At 26.4% G+C, this 4,842-nt stretch carries 4 protein-coding genes; 3 read left to right on the top strand and 1 reads right to left on the bottom strand.

All coding sequences use genetic code 11. The features are described 5' to 3' along the window. The first annotated feature begins 100 nt into the window (after window positions 1-100). Window positions 101-2,509, top strand: a complete 2,409-nt coding sequence (locus G3997_RS00435; RefSeq protein ID WP_296646360.1) for a Lon protease family protein — start codon at window positions 101-103, stop codon at window positions 2,507-2,509. Between the two features lie 75 nt (window positions 2,510-2,584). On the opposite strand, the gene G3997_RS00440 is transcribed toward G3997_RS00435, so the two are convergent. Next, window positions 2,585-3,157: a 5-formyltetrahydrofolate cyclo-ligase gene (locus tag G3997_RS00440; RefSeq protein WP_296646363.1), complete on the bottom strand. Its 573-nt coding sequence runs from the start codon at window positions 3,155-3,157 to the stop codon at window positions 2,585-2,587. Window positions 3,158-3,322: 165 nt separating this feature from the next. Between G3997_RS00440 and G3997_RS00445 the strand changes: the two genes are divergently transcribed. Together G3997_RS00445 and G3997_RS00450 are read left to right on the top strand one after the other, a co-directional pair. Then, window positions 3,323-4,477 (top strand): S41 family peptidase, encoded by a 1,155-nt coding sequence (locus tag G3997_RS00445; protein ID WP_296646366.1) that lies wholly within the window; start codon window positions 3,323-3,325, stop codon window positions 4,475-4,477. 177 nt (window positions 4,478-4,654) lie between these two features. After that, window positions 4,655-4,777, top strand: coding sequence for a hypothetical protein (locus G3997_RS00450; protein ID WP_296646369.1), 123 nt, complete (start codon window positions 4,655-4,657; stop codon window positions 4,775-4,777). The last annotated feature ends 65 nt before the right edge of the window (window positions 4,778-4,842 follow it).

Below are 4,842 nucleotides of genomic sequence, written 5' to 3' on the forward strand. Positions count from 1 at the left end.
CTTAATATGCTTTTTATTTATAAATAAATATTCATATTTAATCATTATTTACAAAAAGTAGGGAAAAATATAAATTAAAATGATATCTAGAGGTGAATGAATGTTAAATGTAGATAAATATAAGGTTAACATCGAAGATTTAAAATGTAAGAGTGTATTAGATAAGATAGATTTTAAAACAACAGAAGAAATTACACCTATAAGAGAAATAATTGGTCAGAATCGTGCAGTTCAAGCTATAGAATTTGGACTTAAAATGAAACAAAAGGGATATAACATCTATGTAGCTGGGGCTAGTGGAATAGGAAGAACTAGTTATACTCATAATTTAATTCAAAAGAATTTTAAAAATAATAATAATTTAAAAGACTGGGTATATGTAAATAACTTTAAGAATTCTAATGAGCCAATAGCACTATCTTTTAAATGTGGAGAAGGTAAAATATTTAAGAAAGATATAGAGGATATTATAGAAAAATTAAAAAGTGAAGTGCCTAAGATATTTAACTCAAAGGAATATGAATATCATAGCAGATTGCTAATGAGTGAACTGGAAACTAATATTGAAAATGTTATAACAGAATTAAATGAGTTTGCAAAACCAAGAGGATTTAGATTTCAAGTAACTGACAGAGGATTAATGAGCATACCTATTAAAGAAAATGGAGAGCTTATGCAAGATAGTGAACTTGGAACTCTTACAGCAATTGAAGTTCAGAAAATAAGAGAAGAAGGTCTTAAATTAAATCAGGACAGTAAAGAATACATAGACAAAATAAAGATGTATGAAGAATCATACAAAAATAAAATTAAGGACTTAGATAAAAGTGTAGGAAATAGTTTAGTAAGTTTTTATGAACAATATTTAATTAATAAATACGGTAATAGTGAAAAAATAAAGAAATATGTAGAAGATTTAGGAAAAGATATAGTAACGAATATAGATAAATTTAAAGCACAAGAAGATGACAATAAACAAAATCCAATGGCTATGTTTGGAATTATGCCTTGTAAAAATCAAGATAAATTCTTCAATAAATATAAAGTTAATTTATTTATAGATAATAGTGAGTGCGACAAGTGCAAAATAATAACAGAAAGTAATCCTACTTACTATAATCTTACAGGGTGTATAGAATATAAAAATGAAATAGGTGCTTTGACAACAAGTTTTATGGAAATAAAACCGGGAGCTTTACACAAAGCAAATGGAGGATATTTAATATTAAATGCAAAAGATTTATTAACAAATCCATTCTCATGGGATTGCTTAAAGAGAACTTTAAAAACGGGAACTATATCTATCGAATCTCTAAATAAACAATATGGTTATTTAGTTACATCGACTTTAAAACCAGAGCCTATAGAATTAGATATTAAAGTTATATTAATTGGAGATAACTATTTATATAGTATTCTTTATGCTCATGAAGAAGATTTCAGAAGTTTATTTAAAGTAATGGCAGATTTTGATATAGAAATAGATAAAAGTGAAGAAAATATATATAAAACTATTCAATTAATAGCTAACAAGTGTAAAGAAGCAAATTTAAAACATTTTAATAAAAATGCTGTAGAAAAGTTAATAGAGTATAGTACTAGAATGAGTGATGATAAAGATAAGCTTACAGCTAGATTTAATAAAATAGTTGATATAATTTATGAAGCCGATGCTATTAGTGATGAAAATCAAAAATATATAACTGAAATAGATGTACAAAACGCAATAGATAAAAAGAAATATAGAAGTAATAAGTATGAAGAAAAGTTAAATGAAATGTTTAAAGATGGAACACTATTAATTGATATAGATGGAGAAAAAGTTGGTCAAATAAATGGACTAGCTGTAATGGGAACTGGAGAGTACTCTTTTGGTAAACCATCAAAAATAACTGCTTCAACATATAATGGTAGAAAAGGTGTTATTAATATAGAAAGAGAAATAAAACAAAGTGGAAGTATACATGATAAAGGTGTGTTAATTTTAAGTGGATACTTAGGATCAAGATATGGAAAAGAAAAACCTCTTTCTATAACTACATCAATAACATTTGAACAAAATTATAATGGAGTAGATGGTGATAGTGCATCTAGTACAGAATTATATGCAATTATATCAAGTATAGCTAATATTCCTATAAAACAATATATAGGAGTAACAGGTTCTGTAAGTCAAAAGGGAGAAATACAGCCTATAGGTGGTATAAATGAAAAGATAGAAGGATTTTTTGATGTATGTAAGATAAAAGGGTTTACAGGTAATCAAGGTATTATGATGCCTATACAAAATGTTAAGAATTTATTACTTAAAGATGAAGTAGTAGATGCGATTAAAGACGGTAAATTTAATATATATGCAATAAAAAGTATAGAAGAAGGCCTTGAAATTTTAACAGGCAAAACTATGGAAGAAATAGATAGACTAGTTAATGAAAATTTAGATAGATATAGAAAGTCTTGCAAAGATGATGAAGAAAAGGATAAAGATAATAGAGAAAGTAAAAAATAAATAGACTTAACATAGGCTATGCATTACATAAATTACAATCGATCTGAGATATACATTCCAGATCGGTTGTATATTTTATTTTTTACCTATGTAGGTATTTGTTTCGGTGATTATATAATTTAATTGGGCGTCATGTTCTTCTTTAGGAATAGAATCAAATATCTGTAAGTCGAATGCAATACCAATAGTTATCGCATCATCTCTAAGACGTCCTATAAATCTATCATAGTATCCACCGCCATATCCTAATCTATAACAATTCTTGTCATAAGCCACGGCAGGTACTATAAGAACGTCAATATTTTCAATATTTATCTCATTGGATATTTCTTGATTTGGTTCTCTTATGCCATAAGCGCCTATTTTTATTCCTTCTTTTAAATTTATTATTTCAAAAGGAATAAGTTTTCTTTCATTCTTAATTGTAACAGGAGATGCAACTGTCTTTCTAAGAGAGATGAGTTTATTGATTAATTGATCCGTTTTTACTTCATTATTAAAATCTAAATAAAGCATAATTGTGTTGGCATGTTTTATACAGTCCATTGATAGTAAATTTTCTGTTATTATTTGCGAGTTAAGAGATATAAATTTAGTGTCCTTATTTTTTCTAGATTCTATAACTTGTTTTCTAAAATCATTCTTCATAAAATCTACCCCTTTTATTATATGGTATAATATGTATAATAATTATTATCTTAATATAAATTTTAGTATAGTTACATAATTTAAATCAATACAAATGATATTAGTAATAAAAAGAATGGCTTGTCATATAATATACAGAGTAATAGGTAAAGGAGATGCAATTTAATGATATCTAAGAAGAGGGCTATAATATATGGTATTGTGTTGGTTGTGATTACCTTCATGATCACTTCTACATTCAACATAGCTTTAGGTGGTAAGGTAGTAATTTCTAAATCAATGTATGAAGAGTATAAAAAGTACAATAAAATGATTGCACTAGAAGAATTAGTAAAAGAAGATTTTTATCAAAAAACAGATGATGAAAAGTTAGTAGATGGTGCTATAAAGGGAATGTTTTCGGGATTAGGTGATCCATATTCTCAATATTATACTAAGGATGAGTTTGAAAAATTAACTCAACAAACAAGTGGATCGTTTGTTGGAATAGGTGTTTACATAAGTCCTACATCAGATGATAATCTTATAACGATAATTTCACCTATAGCTGGTTCTCCTGCGGAAAAGAGTGGAATAAAAGCAGGTGATAAAATACTTAAAGTAGATGGTACAGTTGTGTCAGCAGAAAAATCTGATGAAGCTATAAGTATGATTAAAGGTAAGAAAGGTACAGAAGTAGAATTAACTATAAAAAGAGGGGAACAAATTTTAGATTTAAAAGTAAAAAGAGATGAGATAGTTTCTGATACAGTAGATGGAAAAGAATTAGACAATAATATAGGTTATGTAAAAATAACTTCATTTACTGAACATACGAACAAAGAATTTGAAGAAACGTTAGCTACATTAAAAGAAAATGATATAAAGGGTATGATTATAGACTTAAGAGATAATCCTGGTGGATTATTAAATGTTTGTAAGGATATTGCAGATAGTTTAATAGGAGAAGGTACTATAGTTTATACAAAAGATAATAAAGGTAATACTGAATATTTAAAATCTGATAAAGAAAAGTTAGGTTTACCGATAGCTGTTCTAACGAATGAAGGAAGTGCATCTGCATCTGAAATACTTACTGGAGCAATCATAGATAATAATGCAGGTATATCTGTAGGAACAACTACTTTTGGTAAAGGATTAGTTCAAAGTGTCAGAGAATTAAAAGATGGTACAGGGTATAAACTTACAACTGCACAGTATTTTACTCCTAGTGGGGAATATATAAATGGTAAGGGTATAAAACCAACTATTGAAGAAGATGATGAAGAAAAACAATTAAATGTAGCTATTGAATGGGTTAAAGAACAAATTAATAAATAAAGATTTAATAATAATTAAAAATAAATTTTAAAAATATTTTAATAAGGTGAAATTTAGAATAAATTTAACAAAATATCTTTATTTAACAAAATATCTTTAAAAGATAAAAGGAAAAACAACAATTGTATAGAATTAAGCATATAGTAAGTTAATAATGATTAATTAGGAAGTGATTGTATGGATAAAGCTATATCAAAAGTTGTTAACTTTCAGAAATATAAAGATAAGAAAAATAAACAGTTAGAATCAGATAGAGAAGAACTTTTGGAATTAATAAAAAAAATAGTTAGAACAAAATAATATAAAAAGTGCATTAGAATATTCTAATGCACTTTTTATATTTGAAAATAAATAGTTATCTAAAA

It is taken from the genome of Romboutsia sp. 13368 (assembly GCF_018336475.1).
In the GTDB taxonomy this organism is placed as follows: domain Bacteria; phylum Bacillota; class Clostridia; order Peptostreptococcales; family Peptostreptococcaceae; genus Romboutsia.

Coding starts and splice junctions, on each gene's coding strand:
- G3997_RS00435 (WP_296646360.1), top strand. CDS start 101: ATGTTAAATGTAGATAAATATAAGGTTAACATCGAAGATTTAAAATGT.
- G3997_RS00440 (WP_296646363.1), bottom strand. CDS start 3,157: ATGAAGAATGATTTTAGAAAACAAGTTATAGAATCTAGAAAAAATAAG.
- G3997_RS00445 (WP_296646366.1), top strand. CDS start 3,323: ATGATATCTAAGAAGAGGGCTATAATATATGGTATTGTGTTGGTTGTG.
- G3997_RS00450 (WP_296646369.1), top strand. CDS start 4,655: ATGGATAAAGCTATATCAAAAGTTGTTAACTTTCAGAAATATAAAGAT.